Below are 18,646 nucleotides of genomic sequence, written 5' to 3'. Positions count from 1 at the left end.
CTAAAAATCTAAAAAGCTAAAAATAAGACTTGTGAACCGAGTGGACTTGTCTCAATAGTGTCATTATGCACTCTACCGAAACCTCCTTCCGCTCCGCCATGAAGACCGCCCTGTTTGCCATCGCCTCGCTCGCGCTTGTCGCCGTGAATCGGGGCATGGCTGCAACGAATACTTCCGAGCAAACACCTGCGTTTGCCGATCTCTCCACCGTGCCGGCCCTCGATGTCGGCGACCTTCCCCGCGGCTGTGTTCCGCGTGCTGTTCTCTTCGTTGACACGGTGCGCGCCGTTCGCCCCGAAATCAGGGCCAATGTCACCGTGACCGAGCAGGGTAAGCATGCCGTTGCGGTTCTCTCCGACGGCAAGCGCGTCTTCGGCTACGACGGCTACAACGGCGGTTTCTCGCTCGGGAATGATATGGCGCTTCTTCGCGCGCCCTATCGTTTCGAGAAAAAGCTCCAGGAATTCGTGACGAAGCAGATCATGGTTGCCTACGAGCGCGGCACTCGCGTCCTCGACATCGAAGGCGAGATGACGAAGGCCCGTGCGCTCAATGTCGTCGGCAACCTCATTGCCCGCATGGCGAAGGACCGTCTGCCGATGGCCTTTGGCTACTCGACCGACGAAGGCGAGCAACCCTGCGCGATGTTCGTCTATTCGGGGCGGCTCTACGTTTACTCGCCGTTCTCGGGCACGCTCAGTCGTCCCATTCCCGAGGGCGAGGAGATTGATATGCTGTCGATCTTGGCCGACATCGGCAAAAAGAAATACGGCAGCAAGAAATTCGAGATTGTCGCCTACCCGGCGCTTAACAATCCGCAACCCGGCGTGCAGGTCGCCGCGGTGGCGAAGTAATCCGTGCCGATGAAGATACTCCGTTGCACGATACTGCTGCTTGGCTTCCTGGCGTCCTTTATGGACGCCTTTGCCGTTGTTGAAGAGTGGGATTATTCCTTCCAGCAGAACACCGGCACTCAAAGCTTGGGATTCAATCAAGTCGGAAAAAACAACGGTGTCGGCGCCGGAGTGGTCACGTATGTGAGTTGGGCGACGGTTGTATCCCACGTTGATGCGGAAACGCTCGATTGGGAATTCTTCATCAACACAGACGGCGTTGCACCGGGGCGCTATCTTATCGGATACGCATGGGTGTTGGACGATGGTAACGGCAATTCTTGGGGCCTGAATCAATATGTGACGATCACATCATCGGCGACTTGGGTTCCCTACGATGTGATGACGCGAGACTGGTATGACACCTCCTCGTGGTCGCCTGATCCGAGCACGGTTCCCTACGGCCAGAGCTTCACGCAAAGCAAGAATCAGCAACGCGACTGGGAGCGTGGCGAGTATTTGAGCACGGACCCGACGCAGAAACGATACCAGACCGTTTACTATACCAACCAGACTATCTACCAATCCGCGACGGGGACGCAGGTGACTTGGACGCCCTACAATATCATGACGCGAGACTGGTATGACACCTCCTCGTGGTCGCCTGATCCGAGCACGGTTCCCTACGGCCAGAGCTTCACGCAAACTAAGAATCAACAGCGTGACTGGGAGCAGGGCGAAGTGTCCAACCTCGGGGGCAAGCGGAACGTCTCGACGTATAACACCTACCAAACGCTGAGCCAGCCGGCTACCGGCACCCAATTGCAGGGGCAGAGCGTTTCAATCTCTCCTGTTAGCCAGACGGTGACGGTCGGGGCGGCGGTCACTTTCACCGCATCGGGCGGACAGAACGGTTATGTGTGGGGTGGTAGCTCCGGCGCCTCCGGCTCGGGTTCGACCAAAGCGGTCACTTTCAACTCCGTGGGCACTGTTACGGTGACAGTCTATTCGCCTGCCGGCGGCGCATACACGGCCTCGAACACGGCGAGTGCGACGGTGACAGTGGTGGCGGCGCCGACGGCGACGCTGAGCCGCACGATCAACAGCGGTGCGTATCCTGGCAACGTGACGCTGAACTGGAGCACGACGAACGCGACGAGCGCGACGGTGAGCGGTCCTGGCTTCACCGGAGCGCAGGCGGTGAGCGTGCCGAGTGGATCGAGCACGCTGGGCAGCCTGGCGCCCGGCACCTACTCGTGGACGTTGACGGCCACGAACTCGGCCGGTGCGACGGCGACCTCCACGGCCTCGGCGACGATCACGCAGGCCGGGCAGACCGTCTCGATCTCGCCGACATCGAGCACGGTCGTCGCCGGCGGCTCGGTCACGTTCACCGCCTCCGGGGCGCAGAGCAGCGCCGGCTACACCTGGGGCGGCAGCTCGGGCGCCTCCGGCTCGGGCTCGACCAAGGCGGTGTCCTTCCCGACGGCCGGCACCTACACCGTCACGGTGCAGTCTCCGGCCGACACCAACTATTCCGCTTCCAACACCGCCTCCGCCTCCGTCACCGTCGTCAACCCGACTGGCAACGTGACGCTTTCGGTTTCGAGTCTGGATTTCGGGAGCGTATATCGCGACACGCTTGCCGGCACACCGACAACCGCGACCAGAACGGTTACGCTGTCCAATCCAGGCAACTCGACGGTGACAGTCACCGCGATTGGCGTCAGCGGAAAGTATGCTTCGAGCAGCCTTTCGCTGCCCTACACCCTGACGCCAGGTGCGAGTGTCACGCTCACGCTTACCTTCGGCCCGAACGCGGCGATCGGGAGCAACACCGGCACGCTCACCGTCACCGCCAGTTCCAACACGGCAACGTGTTCGCTCACCGGCACCGGCCTGGCTCCGCGCATCGGCATCTCGTGGTTCTAATTTCGATCACTACGCATCATGAAAAAAATACTTCTCTACATTATCACGGCCGCCGCTGCGTGCTCGCTTTTCTCCGCGGAGCCGACGAAAGCGCCGGCTACCCCGGCGCCGGCCCCCTTGGGGAAAGGTCAGCAACTTGCCCCGGTTGTAAGCGAAAGCTTCGTGATGCCGAACGGGCTCCCCCTAGAGCGCTATCGTGAAGCCGAGAAGTTTATCCGCGAAGCTTACAAGGCCCCCGAGTTGCAGGATGCGGTGAAGCGCCTCAATGAGGCCCTTGCCGCGCTGGAAAAGCGCGTCGTGGATCTTGCGGCGCAACGCGCGCCGGATCGTCGCGACGACGTGCAGAAAGTCGTCGATTACCGCCGTCATCTACGCGAGCAGACGGCAGGCAATGCCACGGTAACGAACGCACAGGAACCGAAGGCGAAGAAATAATCGTCCATCGCAGCCAAGACATGCGACATTTCAACATAGCCCGTATCGTCGGCCTCGCGTTGTTCGGCCTCGTGCTGAGCAGTCGAGCTTTTGCGGAGGCCTACACCTATGGAACGTGGAATGTCGGCAATGGTGGTGCCTTGGTCGCGGGCAGCACTCAGGTCGTTTCGGGCAGCAACGGCGGGTTGGTGATCTATGGGGAATCTGATGGCGGCCAGATTTGGGCCTACAACAACAGCACTGGGCAAAGCGTTGTTCTCCACACCCAGTATTGGGGTTGGCACAGCGCAACCGCGGTGATGAACGCAGCGAGTTGGAACGGGGCCGCTAATTGGACACCGCCAAGCGCGGGATATTGGACGATCTACGGCAGTTTGCTGGCTAGTGGCAGCCGCTACGTGGATACCCCAGTGATTTCCTTCTACGCGAAGTCGCGCAGCCTGAGTATTTCAGCGCCAGGCACCGCGTATGCCGGTTCAAATGTCTCGATCACGGCGAGTGCGGCGACCGACGGCTACGATTCTGAGCAGATCGGCTTTTGGCATGTGCAGTATTCTACGGACGGAGGTGCGTCGTGGAACTGGGGTAGCTCCGATGTGAACGTTGGGGCCAACCGATCGCAGACCTACAACATCACGGCTGGCGGCACAGGCAGCACTGTGGTTCTCCGCGCCAAGCCTGCGTTTCGCGGCGGAGCCGCCGGCGATGTGGATTACAACGGCGGAGCGATCGACTGGGGCGGTTCATGGGATACTTGGGGAACGCCTCCCGCGAAGTATGCGTATGTGAGCATCGTTGCGCCGCCGAATTCCGCGCCGTCCATCTCGTGGTATGACATCCCCGGCACATTCTACTACGGCGGCACCCACTATGCCAGAGCGCAGGCATCTGACCCCGATGGCAATCTCACGCGCATTGTGGTTCAGCGAAGCACCAATGGAGGCGCGTGGGAGGCTTACACTGACACTTCCTTCGGCTCGACATCCAGCAGTGTCTCGCCGGCAACGACGTTCTCCGTTGGTATCCAACCAAACAATTACTACACCTACCGCGCCGCCGCATACGATGCGATGGGGGCAAGTTCGACTTGGATACAATCGGGCAACTACTATCCTACGGATCGCTACCCGATCGTAAACACGGCCGTTAGTGCCGGCACGATCGCATTTGGTCAGAGCGTAACAGCGTTTTCGACAGCGACAGATGCCGATGCGAATTTGGCATTCCACGGTCTCCTCGTCTTGCGCCAGGATGGAACCGACTGGAATCGCGGGACCATGACGGATCACAGCACGGGGTGGGGCAACCATCCTACGACACCGTATATCACAGCCGCGTCCTACACGAGCGGCGTGGTCTCAGGCGGAAGCAGCAGTCGCAGCATCACTTTCCTACCGACATGGGTTGGGTCTGTCACTTTTCACTCCAATGCGAACGACGGGATTGTTTGGGCGTCCTCTGACACCAACAACTGGAATAACAACTGTGTTGGCTATGCGTCCGTAACCGTGACGAAGGCCACCCCGTCGGCGACCTTCGCTGGCAAGGCTTACTCATCCAGTCGATCGCTGACCGCCGCAGACCTCAACGCGTCTTTCGCCAATCCCTATTCCAGCTCTGTCGCGACTCCCACGGGAGCCGTCTCCTATACCATCGTCGCTGCCGCCGGCACCGGCGCGGCCCCCTCCAGCGGGGCGGTCGGTGTCGGCACAGTGCTCTATCCTGGCAGCTACACCGTCCGGGCGACCTACCCGGGTGACGGGAACTACAACTCAACCTCTGTCGATGCTACGTTCACGGTCTCGAACACCGTCCCCTCAACGACGCTCAGCGCTTCGCCCGCGTCGATGACATGGGGCGGATCTGCGACGATCACGAGCACGACGACGGATGCGGACGCGAATCTGACTTCCCACGCAATCGACTACTCGACGGATAATGCGAGCTGGGTTGCTGGCGGGACGACGTGGAACGGCACGACTTCCAGCGCAACGCGGTGGGATGGTGCGAACACATCGAGCAACACGCTCACCGTCACCTGGAATCCGCCTTCTGCCGGTATCTTCTATTTCCGATCGCGCGGTGCGGACTCGACTGGCGCGACCTCATCTTTCCAGACCGCGACGGTCACGGTGGCGAAAGCCAACCAGACTGTTTCCATCTCACCATCCAGCCAGACGATCACGGTTGGGGGAACCATCACCTTCACCGCAAGTGGAGGGAACACGAGTTACACCTGGGGCGGCTCCGCCGGCGCCAGCGGTAGCGGATCATCCAAGGCGGTTGTTTTCTCTACCGCCGGCACGTTCACCGTCACGGTCGTTGATTCCGGCAACACGAACTACAACGGGTCCAACACCGCGACCGCAACGATCACAGTAGTTGCGGCGCCGACGGCTAGCCTCGCCAAGACTGTCGCGAGCGGGACGTATCCCGGCAGCGTGACGCTCACGCCGTCATTTGCCAACTCGACATCGGCCGCGATCTCGCAGAGCGCGCCGACGAGCGGGACCATCACGAATTCGCCGACATCAGGGACTGGTGTTTCGCTCACAAATCTGAATGCCGGTTCCTACACTTGGACCCTGACGGCCACCAATGCCGCAGGGACAGCAGCAACGTCCACGGTCTCACAAACTATCGCTCAAGCTCCGCAGACATCAGTTGCCGTGTCTCCAACGACGGCCACGGTGACGGCGGGCGGGTCTGTCACCTTCACGGCTTCCGGTGGACTCAGCAGCGTAGGTTACACTTGGGGTGGAAGCGCATCTGGATCTGGAAGCAGCAAGGCGGTCGCGTTTGCCACGCCTGGCACATACTCGGTCACTGTTTATGCGGGGGCTGATACCAACTACACGGCCTCGAACACGGCGAGTGCGACGGTGACAGTGGTGGCGGCGCCGACGGCGACGCTGAGCCGCACGATCAACAGCGGTGCGTATCCTGGCAACGTGACGCTGAACTGGAGCACGACGAACGCGACGAGCGCGACGGTGAGCGGTCCTGGCTTCACCGGAGCGCAGGCAGTGAGCGTGCCGAGTGGATCGAGCACGCTGGGCAGCCTGGCGCCCGGCACCTACTCGTGGACGTTGACGGCCACGAACTCGGCCGGTGCGACGGCGACCTCCACGGCCTCGGCGACGATCACGCAGGCCGGGCAGACCGTCTCGATCTCGCCGACATCGAGCACGGTCGTCGCCGGCGGCTCGGTCACGTTCACCGCCTCCGGGGCGCAGAGCAGCGCCGGCTACACCTGGGGCGGCAGCTCGGGCGCCTCCGGCTCGGGCTCGACCAAGGCGGTGTCCTTCCCGACGGCCGGCACCTACACCGTCACGGTGCAGTCTCCGGCCGACACCAACTATTCCGCTTCCAACACCGCCTCCGCCTCCGTCACCGTCGTCAACAGCTCAGGCACAATCGTATTTCCCGCCGCGGCCCCTGGCGGGAGCAGCACACGAACACTCGCGATCGGAAATACCGGCAACTCTGTCCTGAACGTCACGACCTTGACGGCCGCCGGCGACACAGTGGCCGCAGAATTTACCTCTGCTGCTTCGTCGGCAACGACGGCCGCGAGCAGCACCACAAACGTTGTGCTGACATTCTCTCCGGCCACCACGGGCACGCGAACAGGCGTGCTCCAAGTGGTGAGCAACGATTCGGCGGCGACCCCCCTCTACTACGCGCTGCAAGGCGACGGCTCGAACATTCCGACCGCGACGATCAGCGCGGCGCCGGCGACCGGCACCGCGCCGCACAACATCACCGTTGTGTGGAGCACAACGAATGCGACGAGCGTAACGGTGAGCGGAACAAGCCTCACCTCCACTGCGGCCAGCGGCTCGCAGGCGGTCAGCGGGTTGCCCGCCGGCACCCACGTTTACACCGTGACCGCGACGGGACCAGGCGGGACGGCGACTCAATCGGCGTCGGTGGTGGTTAGCCCGCCTCCCGTCACGCTGACTGTGACGGTGGTCGGATCGGGGAATGTCACCGGCGCCGGCACCTATTCCCAAGGTGCGACGGCGACTCTCACGGCCGCAGGAACAAATGGCCAAGTGTTCAAGAGTTGGAGCGGGGCGATGTCGGGCAACGCCAATCCCGCGGCGTTGCTGATGGACAGCAACAAGGCCGTGACCGCGACATTCGGACCGCCGATGGCGGTTCTCACCGTGAACATGAACGCCGGCGGATCAGTGACCGGAGGCGGTTCGTATTCGATTAACGACATGGCGAGCTTCAGTGCGACGCCGGACTCCACTCACTATTTCGTGGGGTGGAGTGGCGACTACACCGGGGCTGCAACGGCCGGCTCGATCCTCATGGACACTGACCATGTGGTGACTGCGACCTTCGCCTCCAAATTGGCCCAAACGATCACCTTCCCGAACCCCGGCGATCTCGAAATGCGGTCTGCGCCTTACACGTTGACGGCAGACGCAACCAGCGGTCTCCCGGTAACGCTGGTTGTCGTCAGCGGCCCCGCTACGATCTCGGGCAAGAATCTGACCGTGACCGGTGCGGGCCAGATCACCGTGAAGGCCTCGCAAGCAGGCAACAGTCTCTATCTCCCGGCGCCGGATGTTACCCAAATCTTCAATGGCGTGATTACGCCGCCTACGGTGACAGCCCAGGGCGAGAGCGCCGGCAAGGTGAAGAAGGATGGCACGAAAGAGCAGAACGCGCCTGTCCACTACATCATCAAGAACAACTAGCCGGCTTTCCGGCTTGAGGGGGTAACGGGTGCAGCGAAGATCGCCGGCGGGGGCGATCTCCATCATCAGTGGGTCTCGTCTCCGGCCCGGCCGCGCCAACAGGTGCGCCGGGCTTCTCTTTTGGCGCTCAGCGACGTGTCGCTGACGACGCTCCCATGTGATGCAGGAAACGGCGCAGGAACGACGGCAACGGGCCTAAAACGCGTTTCGGAATGTCTTCCCAGGGTCCGAGGGGGGCCGCGGTCCTGCGCTGCGCTACGGCCGCAGAAACGCGGTAGCGGTAGCCATCATGTTCGAGGACAACCTGCGTCCAGGTGCGTCCCTCGGTATTTCGGTTGAAGCGGACCAGCAGCTTGGCGTTGGTCGGCAGGATCTCACGGGGGAATGTGGCGAGACGTGTCTTGGCGCTGCGCTCCGTGGAGGCCTGAGCCTTCCTGGCAAGATTCACGGCCGACTTGGCGGCGCGCAGGCCTCCGTTTCGCTTCACTTCGGGGGGCATCTCGTGCGAGAGCCAGATGCCCTGTATGCGGTAGGCTTCACGAACGGCCTTGGGCATGCCCCGTTTCCGAATCCCGTGAGGTAGCCGCATCCAGTCCGCGATCACCAATCGGGCGTCGTAGATTTTCTGTTTGGAGGGCAACGGTTGAGGCATGGGGAAGGGGCGATTAGAGCGTTTCGGCCGGCGTCGGGCGATCTCGATCCGCGGCCGGCGCCAGGCTGCGCTCGTATTCATTGAGCGCGTAGAGGTCTCTGGCAAAGTGCGTGTTGACCCAGCCATCGAACCAGCGGAGGTGCAATAGCCAGGTGGCGCCCTCAAAAGGATACGGGTTCGTCTTGTGACTCATCCCGGCGCGAGCCGCATGGCAACCGGCCGTGAGCGCGTAGGCCTCGCTTGAGGGCAGTTCGGGCAGATCATGAATGGACTGTTCGCTTTCCATCAGCGACGACCAGAGGCGAGAGACGACGGAACGTTGCCCGCCGGCGGATTGAAATAGTTTTGGCAGTTGCTCGGCAGCGTGGAGCGCAGGCGGCATCGCGTGGCGGCGACATAGAGCAGGTTCACCGACTCGGAGAATTCCGCAGGCGTTACAGAAGAGCGGAACTTCGCCAGCTTCTCCGAGTTGTCGAGCGGAAGGAAATCGTCGGAGAGTTGGGTGAAGTCCCACTCCTTGCCCTTCGATCGGTGCGCGCTAGAGAGCGCGATCGTGGCTTCATCAGGGCCCGTGCACGCCGCCTCGATCTCGCTGAGGATGTGCGGCACGGCCGTGCTGTATCTGTCGATGAGCGCAGTCATCGACTTCAATTCGGCATCGCCGCCCTTGCCGTTCTCGGATTCGGGCGGATTGGCGTAGTCGAGCAGCGCACCGTAGGAAGCGAATTGCCGCAGCCAAGGAGTGCGCACGTTGCCACTGCGTCCGGTCCAGAGGGAATACACGTCACGAATCTCCGAAAACTTGTAGGGGCCTGTGGGCTTGAAACCATCCTGTTCGCGGGTGGCCGCGAAGTGGAACCGCGTGCGCCGCTGATTGAGGAGCGACGCCGCCTTGTCCACCAAGGCGGCATTGGTTCGCGCGATGAAGCACGTCGTCGTGGCTTCGCTCGGCGACTTCGTTCCTTTGCCGCGGCCGATCAGCTTAACCGGGTCGCCTTTGAAATCGTTGAGCAAGCGCGAAGCCTGATTCGCCACGAGTTGAGGAAATCGGAACGATTGCGTGAGGGTGAGACTGTAGTTCGCTCGATCGGCCATTTTCTCCAGCGCATTGGTCGCTCGGCGAAAGGCGTAGATGGCTTGGTGGCGATCGCCAACCATCACGACGCGCTTGCCAGCGGCGAGCTGGAGTTCAACGAACCGCAGCAGCAGGGGATTGAGGTCCTGGGACTCGTCCACGAGCACCAGGTCGAAAGGCACAACGGGCGCCGAGTAAATGTAAGCCCAGAGGTATGCGTCGTGTGGGACCGCTACGGCCGGGCCGACTCCCTCGAAGATCGAGCGATAGAGCGCGATGCAGCCCCGAATCACAGAAGCTTTCTCTAGGGGCGCGAGCATTCCCCAGCCGGCGTCGATGACGAGTTGCGATGTGAACGCATCGACGGGACTCGCCACGCTGCCGGAATCGAGCGGAAGGCAGAGGAAGTAGTTGAAGACATCGACCACCGCTTGCGCCTCGTCAGATGAGCTGATCCGCAAAAGCGTTTGGAGGTCTCGTGCACGAAGGTTGCCAAGGCGTGTCTTCCACGTCGGGTTCTTCGGGATCATCGCTCCGTAGGCGAGGCTGTGAGCGGTCTTGCTCGTGACATTCTTCGGCAACCTGCCGGCGGCTTCCCGCGCCATATCGGCGTTGTAGCAGATATAGAGCACGCGCCAGTCGCGCGAGACCGCATCGGAAATGAGTTCGAGCGTCGAAGTCTTACCGGAACCGGCGTAGGCGTTGTAGAGCAGTAGTTCGCCGGGGCCGAGCTTGGTGCTGATGGCGACGCCTTCAGCCTGCTCGGGCGTGGGAGTGAAATGGGAGCGGGAGGTTTTCATCGGAACGATCGTGAAGTGCGGTGAGAGCGGTGGAGACCTGGCGCCGAAGGCTGGCGACCACTGCGCGATACTCAGCGCATGTGTCGATGTGGTCCCTGACGCTGGAGGCGCCTGAACTTACCGCGCCATGTGTGCGATCGACGTAGCGGCCGATCTCTTGCTGCGAATGGCGCGTGAATTCGAGGGCGAGGAAATAAAGGAGCTTCCTTGGCTCAGATAAACGGCCAGCACGCGAGCCAGGGCGTGAATTGGCGACGCAGATTTCCGCCTCGGGCACTCGGAAGTGAAGCGCAACGATCGAGCGGATCGTGTCGAGGTCGGCGTAATGGTCGGTATTGCCGGCGGCGCTGGAGGCCTCGCCGGCAACACCACGCTGCGCCACTGCCTGGCGCAGCGTGGAGAGTTCGGACATGCACGCGTCGATGCGACGAAGCAGCTCTTCGTTTGAAAGGCCTGCGAGGTCGGATGCGGGCATGGTGAGAGCGATCGAGATTAGCGCTTCCGGGTGGATTTCGGCGCAGCGGGGGCCGGCGGTGCGGGCGGCGGCTCTTCGCTGGCGCCGGAGTCGGCGCCCTCGGGCTTGCGGCCGAGGAACTGCACGTCGATAGCCGTGCAGAAGAGCTTGCTGCGCTTTTCCTTGGTCGTCTTATCCTCCCAGGTGTTCATGCGGAGGCGACCTTCGACCAGGGCGGGCGAGCCCTTCTTGAGGTATTTGGCGCAGTTCTCGGCGCGCTTTTCCCATACCTCGATCTCGATGAAGACCGTTTCGTTTTCGTCGTAGGGGTCGTTCACGGCGAGGCGGAACGATGCGACGGCTTTCCCCTGCGGGGTGTAGCGAAGTTCGGGATCTCCGGTGAGATTCCCGACGAGGACGAGTTTGTTGAATGAAGCCATGTGGCGGGTGGGTTTGTTGTTTGGATTTTGGTTTACCTGACCGCGGCAGGGTGCCGGGCCAGAAAGCGAGGGTCAATGCGCAAATGACATAGCGGAGACAAGTCAACGGTAGCAATTAAACGGGCGGGCGATGCAGATTAGACTTCGTGCGCCACAGCTTCCGGCCAGTTTGCGCCTGCCCCTTGAGTCGGCTGTAACGTGCCTTTCTCACGATCGCATCGAGCACGGCGAAGCGCGTGCGATCGAGTTCGTCCATGAGCTGCATCCATGCGCGCTCGTCCTTGTGCGGCGGTTTCGGCCTGCCGAGGACGCGCAGGTAGCGGATGACGGCGCGATCGAGCTTCGTAATCATGCGGCAACCTCACGCTTCACTCGCTTTAGGTTCCGACTGCGGCGGAGCGTTGCGATAATCCGCTTCATCCGAAGATGGATGGCCTGCCGTGTGACACCCAAGCCGACCGCGATCTGGTGGAGCGTTTGTTCTTTGAAATAGTAGGCATGCAGCAGCGCACGGTCCCCGGCGGGGAGCCGCTTCATGCGCTTGGCGAGCGTCTGGAACATCGCGGTGCGATCGACGCTGCCGGTGGTCGTTTCGTCCTGTCCGAGGAAAAGTTCCTCAAAAGTGGAACTGTCACTGTCGGCAGTGACGGGGGCCTGAATGGAGATTTCGGAAACGCCGGCGGTGAAGAATTTGTTAGCTGGCGTTCGCACATTGCGGCCGTGTTTTCTGACCCAGCTCGCCATCGCGTTCCGCGCGGCGGCGATGACATAGGGCCGCCACGGGCCGGTAAGCTTCTCGCGAGCGAACCGACGTGCTGCGTTGGCGACGGCGATGCGGCCAGCTTGAGCAAGGTCGCTGGCATCAATGCAGAGATCGAAGTGCCTGCGGGCTTTGTTGGCTGCCATGCCTCGCAACACACCGTCCAGCTCGGCGACGGCCGCCGCCTGGCGAGCCTTCGTGAACTGATTATCTCCGGTCGCCGTGGCTCGGGTGACATCGGCGATCGGTGCGCAGACGATGTTCGAGAGGCGACAGTTTTGATTATCTCCGTCTTTGAAGTAGAGATTGCAGCCGTCTGGGATCGGCCCGTTCGCCTCAGTCCAGATGACGTGGTGAAGAGGCATCGCGATCGCCACGTGTGCGGCGAAGATAGCCCTTATGGAGCGTGTAGGCTTCCCCATTGTGGACGATCTTCTCTCGAAACCGGCGCGTGCGAAGTTGGAGGTTTCTTGTCTTGAGAATTTCCCACATCGCTTGGCGCGTGCGCCCGTAGATAGCCGCTGTCTTTGAAAGAGACTTCAGCCGCTGATAATCGCGATACATGCGATCAACGACATCTGCTGGAAGCCCGCGGCGTCCGTAGCGCCCGTGCGATCGCTGATCTACTTTGCCGGGCTCGATCATGCGGCAACCTTCGGTCGCTTGCTCAGTGCCGGATGATCGAACGCGGGAAAATCGAGATGTGCACGGCCGTCGAGCATCCCGCCGGCCTGGTGTTTTCCGATGCGTGTCGAGTGGGATTCATCTTCCCAGGTGTGAACGCGGGAAGTCCAGTTGGACGCACACGACTTTTGTCCTTCCGCGTCCACCTGGTCTTCGGGAAGAAACTCGCCCCACTGTTTGAAGAAAAACGCGACGTGATGCTTGGCGCACCAATCGCGCGTCTCGCGGTGCCACGCCTGATGAGAGGGGCGGGCGCGTTTACCACTTTCGCCGCCGCTGATGATTTGGCTGACGAACTCCCAGCCGTCCCACTGAACACGATCGAGCGCGGGTTCATAGCTGACGAACTTGTAGCGGGCAGGGATGCGGCGGAACGCCTCACGGCGTTCGTCGGCGCGTTTCTGATTCTCCACGCTTGTGCCCGGCCAAATGTTGTCAGGGAGGAATCACGGCCGCGGAGCGCGCACCATTCAATGGCTGCGTCAGCGAAGATTCCCGGCCGCTTGGTGAGGACCTGGAAGATTTGCTTTGGGGCCGCAGTCATCGCGTCGAACATCGCGAGCTGCCACTTGCGATCGACCCAATCGCCGAACACGTCGGTCATGCTCGCAACGAAATGCAGGCGCGGGCGGGTCTGACGGCTCCAGCCGTCGAGAAGATCCGTGCGCAGCACGAGAGGCGGAGGTGGGCCGGAGTAGGCGAGTCGATTCCCGCCATAGAAGAGGTTTTGGTTCAGCTCGGCGGCAAAGCAGCCGAAGCAGCCTTCGGAGAGTTTGCGGCACCACCAACCACCGCCCTTAACGACGATCACGTTGTCGGTGTCGTCGGTCCATTGGATACCAGTTCCTTTTCCCATGCGCCGAGTCTGGGCCGTAGAAAGCGAGAGTCAACGCAACAGTGACGCAAAAAGACAAGTCTAGCAAGGCGAAGCCGACGCCGGGAAGAGGTCGATAGGACTGAAACTGTCGAGCTTCCCGTCGGGAAAGCGCAAAACCACCTCATGACTGCTCGCGTGCTTGAGACCAACGATCGCGACTTCTTCGCCGATTTCGTTGGCGCGGCGGCCGACGCCCCCAACACGCCAGCGACCGCTCGCCGGCGTGACGAAGACGAATCGACGGAGGATTTCGGCGCGAAGCTTCGCGGCGTCTTTGTTGGGTTGCGTGGAAGATGGGCTAGAGCGCATGGGGCTAATTCGATGCAGGCGGCACAGGGGATTGATCGGGAGCAGCGGGCGCGATCGCCGGCATCGGTGACGTGGCTGCGGGAATCAGGATGGGGCCGCGGACCGCCTGGCGTGGACGCCGACGAGGACGCGGTTTGCGGGATTGTCTCCCGCGGAGGCGATCGGAGTGACCGCCGCGCTTTGAACGGGCTCGGAAGGAGAGGCGGGCGCCTGTTCATCGGCGGAGGCCTTCGGCCGCGCCGCCTCTTCCTCTGCGACCTTGAGGAGGCGTTTCACGGTGCGCTGGCTCAGCCCGGCTTTCTTCGCGAGCGCCCGACGGTTCAGCTTCGGGTGTTCGGCGCGAACCTTCAACAGATCCGCGAGCAGATGCTGATCGAGCGTTTGCGCCGGCGCCGGCAGATCGGCGCGAGAGAATGCGATCGCGGCGATCGTGCGGTCATTGACAACGATCCTGGCGCGCTGGAGCGCATCGAGCACGTTCTTCGCGTAGTTGTCCAAGTCGCCGACCAGGGCTGGAGGCGCGACTTCGATCGGCGCCCACGCGAGGAATACGCGAGTGGGCGACAGGCGCGAGCACACGCGGCAGGGCTCAGGCGGAGGCGGCAGACCGAGCGCATGGCACGCCGCGCCAATGCGTCGCTGGAATTTCTGGCTGCGGTAGTCGGTAACGACACGTGGCAGTCCGCGACCGGCCGGGTTCGGAAGGAACACGGGCCGGCCCATGACTACCGGAGGCAGATCGAGGAGAAGACACGTCCAGGAACCGGTTTCCCAAGTGTGACAGAGAAACATCGGGCGCCCCTTCGGAGTGCGCGCGATCGCCGTTTGAACCGCGGTGGAAATTCCCGCGATCGGCTCCGCCGGCGGACCCTCCGCATCGAGCAACGATTGCATGATGCGCTCGAAGAGGTCCGCAAGCGCGCTGTCTTCTGGCAGGCCCAGGCGCTTGAATTCACGGATGAATCCGACGAGAGAGGACATGGGTATGAAAAGATCAGATGTGGGACGAACGTTTCGCCGCAGCGGGCTTTGCGGTGGGAAGCGGCGGCATGGGCGGTTGTTCCTTGAGGCCGAACCGTCGAAGAATCTCTTTCAGAGGCTGCTTGCCGGCTTCGTTGACTGGCTCGTAAACATCCTCAAGAGACACCCCATCGCGCAGGGCCCATTCAACGATCCTGCGGATCTTCGAGCGCCGCGTAGGACCGTCACCGTAGCAAAGCATGGCTCCGGCCTTCGTATCATAGATTTCTGCGCGGAGGGGTTTATCTAAATAGACGGTTTCGAGCGCCGAAAATAACGCTCCGGCGGATGGCCCAAGCGCCCTGCTGGCGCTGTTGCTTCGAGCCGACTTACTGATTTCGGCGCGCAGTTCCTTCAAGCTTGGCCAGTGGCTCGTGGTGGTTTGGGGAATAACCTCTCGTGGCGCAGAGCCTAAAACGCGCGTCCCCTGTTCCAGCAGACTGGCAACGCCGGTGGGCAAGGTTTCGAGCTTGCCAGCATATCGACTCGACCCACCTGATCGCGTTCGGCCGTGCCGCTTTCCTTGAGCACCGAGATAGCGGCATCTTCTGACTGTGCAATCACGACAAACGTTGTGAGTTCTTCGTCGCGCAGCGTTACGGAGAAGAGGCATTCAGGTTTCATCGTCGGGAATATCAGACGCGAGCTGAAGAGAGGCGCTTCGCTGCGGAGGTCTTTGCGGCGGGAAGCGGCGGCATGGGCGGCTTGGCAGCATTTTGCATCGTCTCGTAATCCTGCTTTGCCATGCGGAGGCCGGTGGCTTGGTCGGCGGCTTGGCCAGCGATCACGAGCTGATTCGCGCGCGTATCCAAGACGAGATCATGAAGCTTTTTCCCGGCCAGCTTCGTGCTCTTGGCGAGGGTGGCACTCGTCAGTTCATACCAGTTCGTTTTGGGCTGAGACACCACTTGGGCCGCGGGCGTCGCAGCGACAGAGCGTTGGACTTGAGTGGCCGGATAATCGGCCTTGAGCAGTTTGCCGACCGCGACCGGGTTGACCCAGATCGGATCACCGTTCTGCGTGAACAGACCAAGCGGGAAGAGCCGGCCGGCAGCCACGCCATACTGCGCCGAAGTGAAGACAGGGAGTGCAACCAGGTGCGTGACCTGCCCGATGGTGCGGCGGAAAGTTTCACCGGCCTCCTTGAGGACACGAGCTTCGCCAGGGTTGGCCGACACGCCTTGGCGACCAAACATCAGGTGCACCATGTTGAGGGGGCGGCCGTAGGCGCTGGTGATGGCCGACGTTTCCGGCATGGGCTGTTCCGAGAAGTCGGCTTCGATCGCGCCAGCTTCCTGCTGCATGGGGACGAGTTCGCCATCGGTGCCGAACTGCAAAACCGGACATCCACGCATGGCGTGGTGAGGGATGAAGCCAGAGATTTGGCCGCTATCGGAGGTCTTCACGCGTTCGCGGAACGTGCCGGTCAGAACGATAGCGCGAGGATCGAGGGAGATTTTCTTGGCGAGTTCGATTGAGTTCATGGGTTGGGTTGAGTTTCGAGCTAAGCATAGCTCAGCTATGCTTAGCGTTTCAAGCTCGAAAGGGCCACCGTAGAAAGCGAGTGTCAACGCTCCTCCCTTTATTTCTGGAGCAGCCCGAGCCCCGGGGGCGCGACCAGGGCATAGCCAGATGCAGCACCCTTCGCCTACACGATCGGGACGCGCCTCGTTTCAGCCAGGCTCGGCTACGTCAACAAGGCCGCCCCAACGAGGGCGGCAAACGTAGCCCTCGCCCGCCTCAGCTATGCTAGAGTAACGACTAACACACTAGCTCAGCTAGCTAGCGCGCGCATTAGCACTTAATAATAGTGCTTAAATGCGCGCGCTTAAGCAATGCTGAGCTTAAGTGTGTTTAAGTCGTAACTCTTAAGCATAGCTGAGGCGGGCGAGGGCTACGTTTGCCGCCCTCGTTGGGGCGGCCTTGTTGACGTAGCCGAGCCTGGCTGAAACGAGGCGCGTCCCGATCGTGTAGGCGAAGGGTGCTGCATCTGGCTATGCCCTGGTCGCGCCCCCGGGGCTCGGGCTGCTCCAGAAATAAAGGGAGGAGCGTTGACACTCGCTTTCTACGGTGGCCCTTTCGAGCTTGAAACGCTAAGCATAGCTGAGCTATGCTTAGCTCGAAACTCAACCCAACCCATGAACTCAATCGAACTCGCCAAGAAAATCTCCCTCGATCCTCGCGCTATCGTTCTGACCGGCACGTTCCGCGAACGCGTGAAGACCTCCGATAGCGGCCAAATCTCTGGCTTCATCCCTCACCACGCCATGCGTGGATGTCCGGTTTTGCAGTTCGGCACCGATGGCGAACTCGTCCCCATGCAGCAGGAAGCTGGCGCGATCGAAGCCGACTTCTCGGAACAGCCCATGCCGGAAACGTCGGCCATCACCAGCGCCTACGGCCGCCCCCTCAACATGGTGCACCTGATGTTTGGTCGCCAAGGCGTGTCGGCCAACCCTGGCGAAGCTCGTGTCCTCAAGGAGGCCGGTGAAACTTTCCGCCGCACCATCGGGCAGGTCACGCACCTGGTTGCACTCCCTGTCTTCACTTCGGCGCAGTATGGCGTGGCTGCCGGCCGGCTCTTCCCGCTTGGTCTGTTCACGCAGAACGGTGATCCGATCTGGGTCAACCCGGTCGCGGTCGGCAAACTGCTCAAGGCCGATTATCCGGCCACTCAAGTCCAACGCTCTGTCGCTGCGACGCCCGCGGCCCAAGTGGTGTCTCAGCCCAAAACGAACTGGTATGAACTGACGAGTGCCACCCTCGCCAAGAGCACGAAGCTGGCCGGGAAAAAGCTTCATGATCTCGTCTTGGATACGCGCGCGAATCAGCTCGTGATCGCTGGCCAAGCCGCCGACCAAGCCACCGGCCTCCGCATGGCAAAGCAGGATTACGAGACGATGCAAAATGCTGCCAAGCCGCCCATGCCGCCGCTTCCCGCCGCAAAGACCTCCGCAGCGAAGCGCCTCTCTTCAGCTCGCGTCTGATATTCCCGACGATGAAACCTGAATGCCTCTTCTCCGTAACGCTGCGCGACGAAGAACTCACAACGTTTGTCGTGATTGCACAGTCAGAAGATGCCGCTATCTCGGTGCTCAAGGAAAGCGGCACGGCCGAACGCGATCAGGTGGGTCGAGTCGATATGCTGGCAAGCCTCGAAACCTTGCCCACCGGCGTTGCCAGTCTGCTGGAACAGGGGACGCGCGTTTTAGGCTCTGCGCCACGAGAGGTTATTCCCCAAACCACCACGAGCCACTGGCCAAGCTTGAAGGAACTGCGCGCCGAAATCAGTAAGTCGGCTCGAAGCAACAGCGCCAGCAGGGCGCTTGGGCCATCCGCCGGAGCGTTATTTTCGGCGCTCGAAACCGTCTATTTAGATAAACCCCTCCGCGCAGAAATCTATGATACGAAGGCCGGAGCCATGCTTTGCTACGGTGACGGTCCTACGCGGCGCTCGAAGATCCGCAGGATCGTTGAATGGGCCCTGCGCGATGGGGTGTCTCTTGAGGATGTTTACGAGCCAGTCAACGAAGCCGGCAAGCAGCCTCTGAAAGAGATTCTTCGACGGTTCGGCCTCAAGGAACAACCGCCCATGCCGCCGCTTCCCACCGCAAAGCCCGCTGCGGCGAAACGTTCGTCCCACATCTGATCTTTTCATAC

The 18,646-nt window shown here is 61.5% G+C and carries 20 protein-coding genes and 1 pseudogene; 6 read left to right on the top strand and 15 right to left on the bottom strand.

Annotated features, from left to right (window positions below):
• Positions 1-98: 98 nt before the first annotated feature.
• The 4 genes from ACMYLB_RS00690 to ACMYLB_RS00675 all read left to right on the top strand — a co-directional run bounded on the left by ACMYLB_RS00690 (position 99) and on the right by ACMYLB_RS00675 (position 7,915).
• The gene (locus ACMYLB_RS00690) at positions 99-854 is read left to right on the top strand and encodes a hypothetical protein (RefSeq protein ID WP_415907020.1); all 756 of its coding nucleotides are present in this window, start codon (positions 99-101) and stop codon (positions 852-854) included.
• A gap of 339 nt (positions 855-1,193) precedes the next feature.
• Positions 1,194-2,765: a hypothetical protein gene (locus ACMYLB_RS00685; protein WP_415907021.1), complete on the top strand. Its 1,572-nt coding sequence runs from the start codon at positions 1,194-1,196 to the stop codon at positions 2,763-2,765.
• A gap of 18 nt (positions 2,766-2,783) precedes the next feature.
• The gene (locus ACMYLB_RS00680; RefSeq protein WP_415907022.1) at positions 2,784-3,200 is read left to right on the top strand and encodes a hypothetical protein; all 417 of its coding nucleotides are present in this window, start codon (positions 2,784-2,786) and stop codon (positions 3,198-3,200) included.
• A 20-nt stretch (positions 3,201-3,220) separates the two neighbouring features.
• Positions 3,221-7,915 (top strand): beta strand repeat-containing protein, encoded by a 4,695-nt coding sequence (locus ACMYLB_RS00675; protein WP_415907023.1) that lies wholly within the window; start codon positions 3,221-3,223, stop codon positions 7,913-7,915.
• A gap of 127 nt (positions 7,916-8,042) precedes the next feature.
• Here the strand turns inward: ACMYLB_RS00675 and ACMYLB_RS00670 are convergent, their stop codons facing one another.
• The 15 genes and pseudogenes from ACMYLB_RS00670 to ACMYLB_RS00600 form a co-directional block, all read right to left on the bottom strand.
• The gene (locus ACMYLB_RS00670) at positions 8,043-8,567 is read right to left on the bottom strand and encodes a hypothetical protein (protein WP_415907024.1); all 525 of its coding nucleotides are present in this window, start codon (positions 8,565-8,567) and stop codon (positions 8,043-8,045) included.
• Positions 8,568-8,580: 13 nt separating this feature from the next.
• Positions 8,581-8,853, bottom strand: a complete 273-nt coding sequence (locus ACMYLB_RS00665) for a hypothetical protein (RefSeq protein WP_415907025.1) — start codon at positions 8,851-8,853, stop codon at positions 8,581-8,583.
• Positions 8,853-10,442: a UvrD-helicase domain-containing protein gene (locus tag ACMYLB_RS00660; protein ID WP_415907044.1), complete on the bottom strand. Its 1,590-nt coding sequence runs from the start codon at positions 10,440-10,442 to the stop codon at positions 8,853-8,855. The genes ACMYLB_RS00665 and ACMYLB_RS00660 overlap by 1 nt, the downstream gene beginning before the upstream one ends.
• Entirely contained in the window at positions 10,396-10,917 is a 522-nt protein-coding gene (locus ACMYLB_RS00655) for a helix-turn-helix domain-containing protein (protein ID WP_415907028.1), read from the bottom strand. The genes ACMYLB_RS00660 and ACMYLB_RS00655 overlap by 47 nt, the downstream gene beginning before the upstream one ends.
• A 17-nt stretch (positions 10,918-10,934) precedes the next feature.
• Positions 10,935-11,336, bottom strand: a complete 402-nt coding sequence (locus tag ACMYLB_RS00650) for a single-stranded DNA-binding protein (protein WP_415907029.1) — start codon at positions 11,334-11,336, stop codon at positions 10,935-10,937.
• 115 nt (positions 11,337-11,451) lie between these two features.
• Entirely contained in the window at positions 11,452-11,688 is a 237-nt protein-coding gene (locus ACMYLB_RS00645; protein WP_415907043.1) for a hypothetical protein, read from the bottom strand.
• Positions 11,685-12,473, bottom strand: coding sequence for a sigma-70 family RNA polymerase sigma factor (locus ACMYLB_RS00640; RefSeq protein ID WP_415907042.1), 789 nt, complete (start codon positions 12,471-12,473; stop codon positions 11,685-11,687). Before ACMYLB_RS00640 ends, ACMYLB_RS00645 begins: the two co-directional genes overlap by 4 nt.
• Positions 12,433-12,741 carry a hypothetical protein gene (locus ACMYLB_RS00635; protein ID WP_415907041.1) on the bottom strand — a complete coding sequence of 103 codons (309 nt, stop codon included), beginning with the start codon at positions 12,739-12,741 and terminating at the stop codon, positions 12,433-12,435. The genes ACMYLB_RS00640 and ACMYLB_RS00635 overlap by 41 nt, the downstream gene beginning before the upstream one ends.
• Positions 12,738-13,193 carry a DUF5131 family protein gene (locus ACMYLB_RS00630; RefSeq protein WP_415907040.1) on the bottom strand — a complete coding sequence of 152 codons (456 nt, stop codon included), beginning with the start codon at positions 13,191-13,193 and terminating at the stop codon, positions 12,738-12,740. The genes ACMYLB_RS00635 and ACMYLB_RS00630 overlap by 4 nt, the downstream gene beginning before the upstream one ends.
• A 125-nt stretch (positions 13,194-13,318) precedes the next feature.
• A pseudogene (locus ACMYLB_RS00625) lies at positions 13,319-13,636 on the bottom strand (DUF5131 family protein); the annotation flags it as partial.
• Positions 13,637-13,696: 60 nt separating this feature from the next.
• Positions 13,697-13,966, bottom strand: a complete 270-nt coding sequence (locus tag ACMYLB_RS00620; RefSeq protein WP_415907033.1) for a hypothetical protein — start codon at positions 13,964-13,966, stop codon at positions 13,697-13,699.
• Between the two features lie 84 nt (positions 13,967-14,050).
• Positions 14,051-14,947, bottom strand: a complete 897-nt coding sequence (locus tag ACMYLB_RS00615; protein WP_415907039.1) for a hypothetical protein — start codon at positions 14,945-14,947, stop codon at positions 14,051-14,053.
• A gap of 13 nt (positions 14,948-14,960) precedes the next feature.
• Complete coding sequence (locus ACMYLB_RS00610) at positions 14,961-15,344, bottom strand: hypothetical protein (RefSeq protein WP_415907038.1); 384 nt, start codon at positions 15,342-15,344, stop codon at positions 14,961-14,963.
• A gap of 53 nt (positions 15,345-15,397) precedes the next feature.
• Positions 15,398-15,610: a hypothetical protein gene (locus ACMYLB_RS00605; protein WP_415907037.1), complete on the bottom strand. Its 213-nt coding sequence runs from the start codon at positions 15,608-15,610 to the stop codon at positions 15,398-15,400.
• 11 nt (positions 15,611-15,621) lie between these two features.
• Positions 15,622-16,470, bottom strand: coding sequence for a hypothetical protein (locus ACMYLB_RS00600; RefSeq protein WP_415907036.1), 849 nt, complete (start codon positions 16,468-16,470; stop codon positions 15,622-15,624).
• Between the two features lie 654 nt (positions 16,471-17,124).
• Between ACMYLB_RS00600 and ACMYLB_RS00595 the strand changes: the two genes are divergently transcribed.
• Together ACMYLB_RS00595 and ACMYLB_RS00590 are read left to right on the top strand one after the other, a co-directional pair.
• A complete protein-coding gene (locus tag ACMYLB_RS00595) occupies positions 17,125-17,973 on the top strand; it encodes a hypothetical protein (protein ID WP_415907036.1) in 849 nt (282 codons plus the stop codon).
• An 11-nt stretch (positions 17,974-17,984) separates the two neighbouring features.
• Positions 17,985-18,635, top strand: a complete 651-nt coding sequence (locus ACMYLB_RS00590; protein WP_415907035.1) for a hypothetical protein — start codon at positions 17,985-17,987, stop codon at positions 18,633-18,635.
• Positions 18,636-18,646 lie beyond the last annotated feature (11 nt).

This window comes from Oleiharenicola sp. Vm1 (assembly GCF_047777955.1).
Taxonomy (GTDB): domain Bacteria; phylum Verrucomicrobiota; class Verrucomicrobiia; order Opitutales; family Opitutaceae; genus Didemnitutus.
This window is presented reverse-complemented; position numbering and strand designations above follow the sequence as displayed.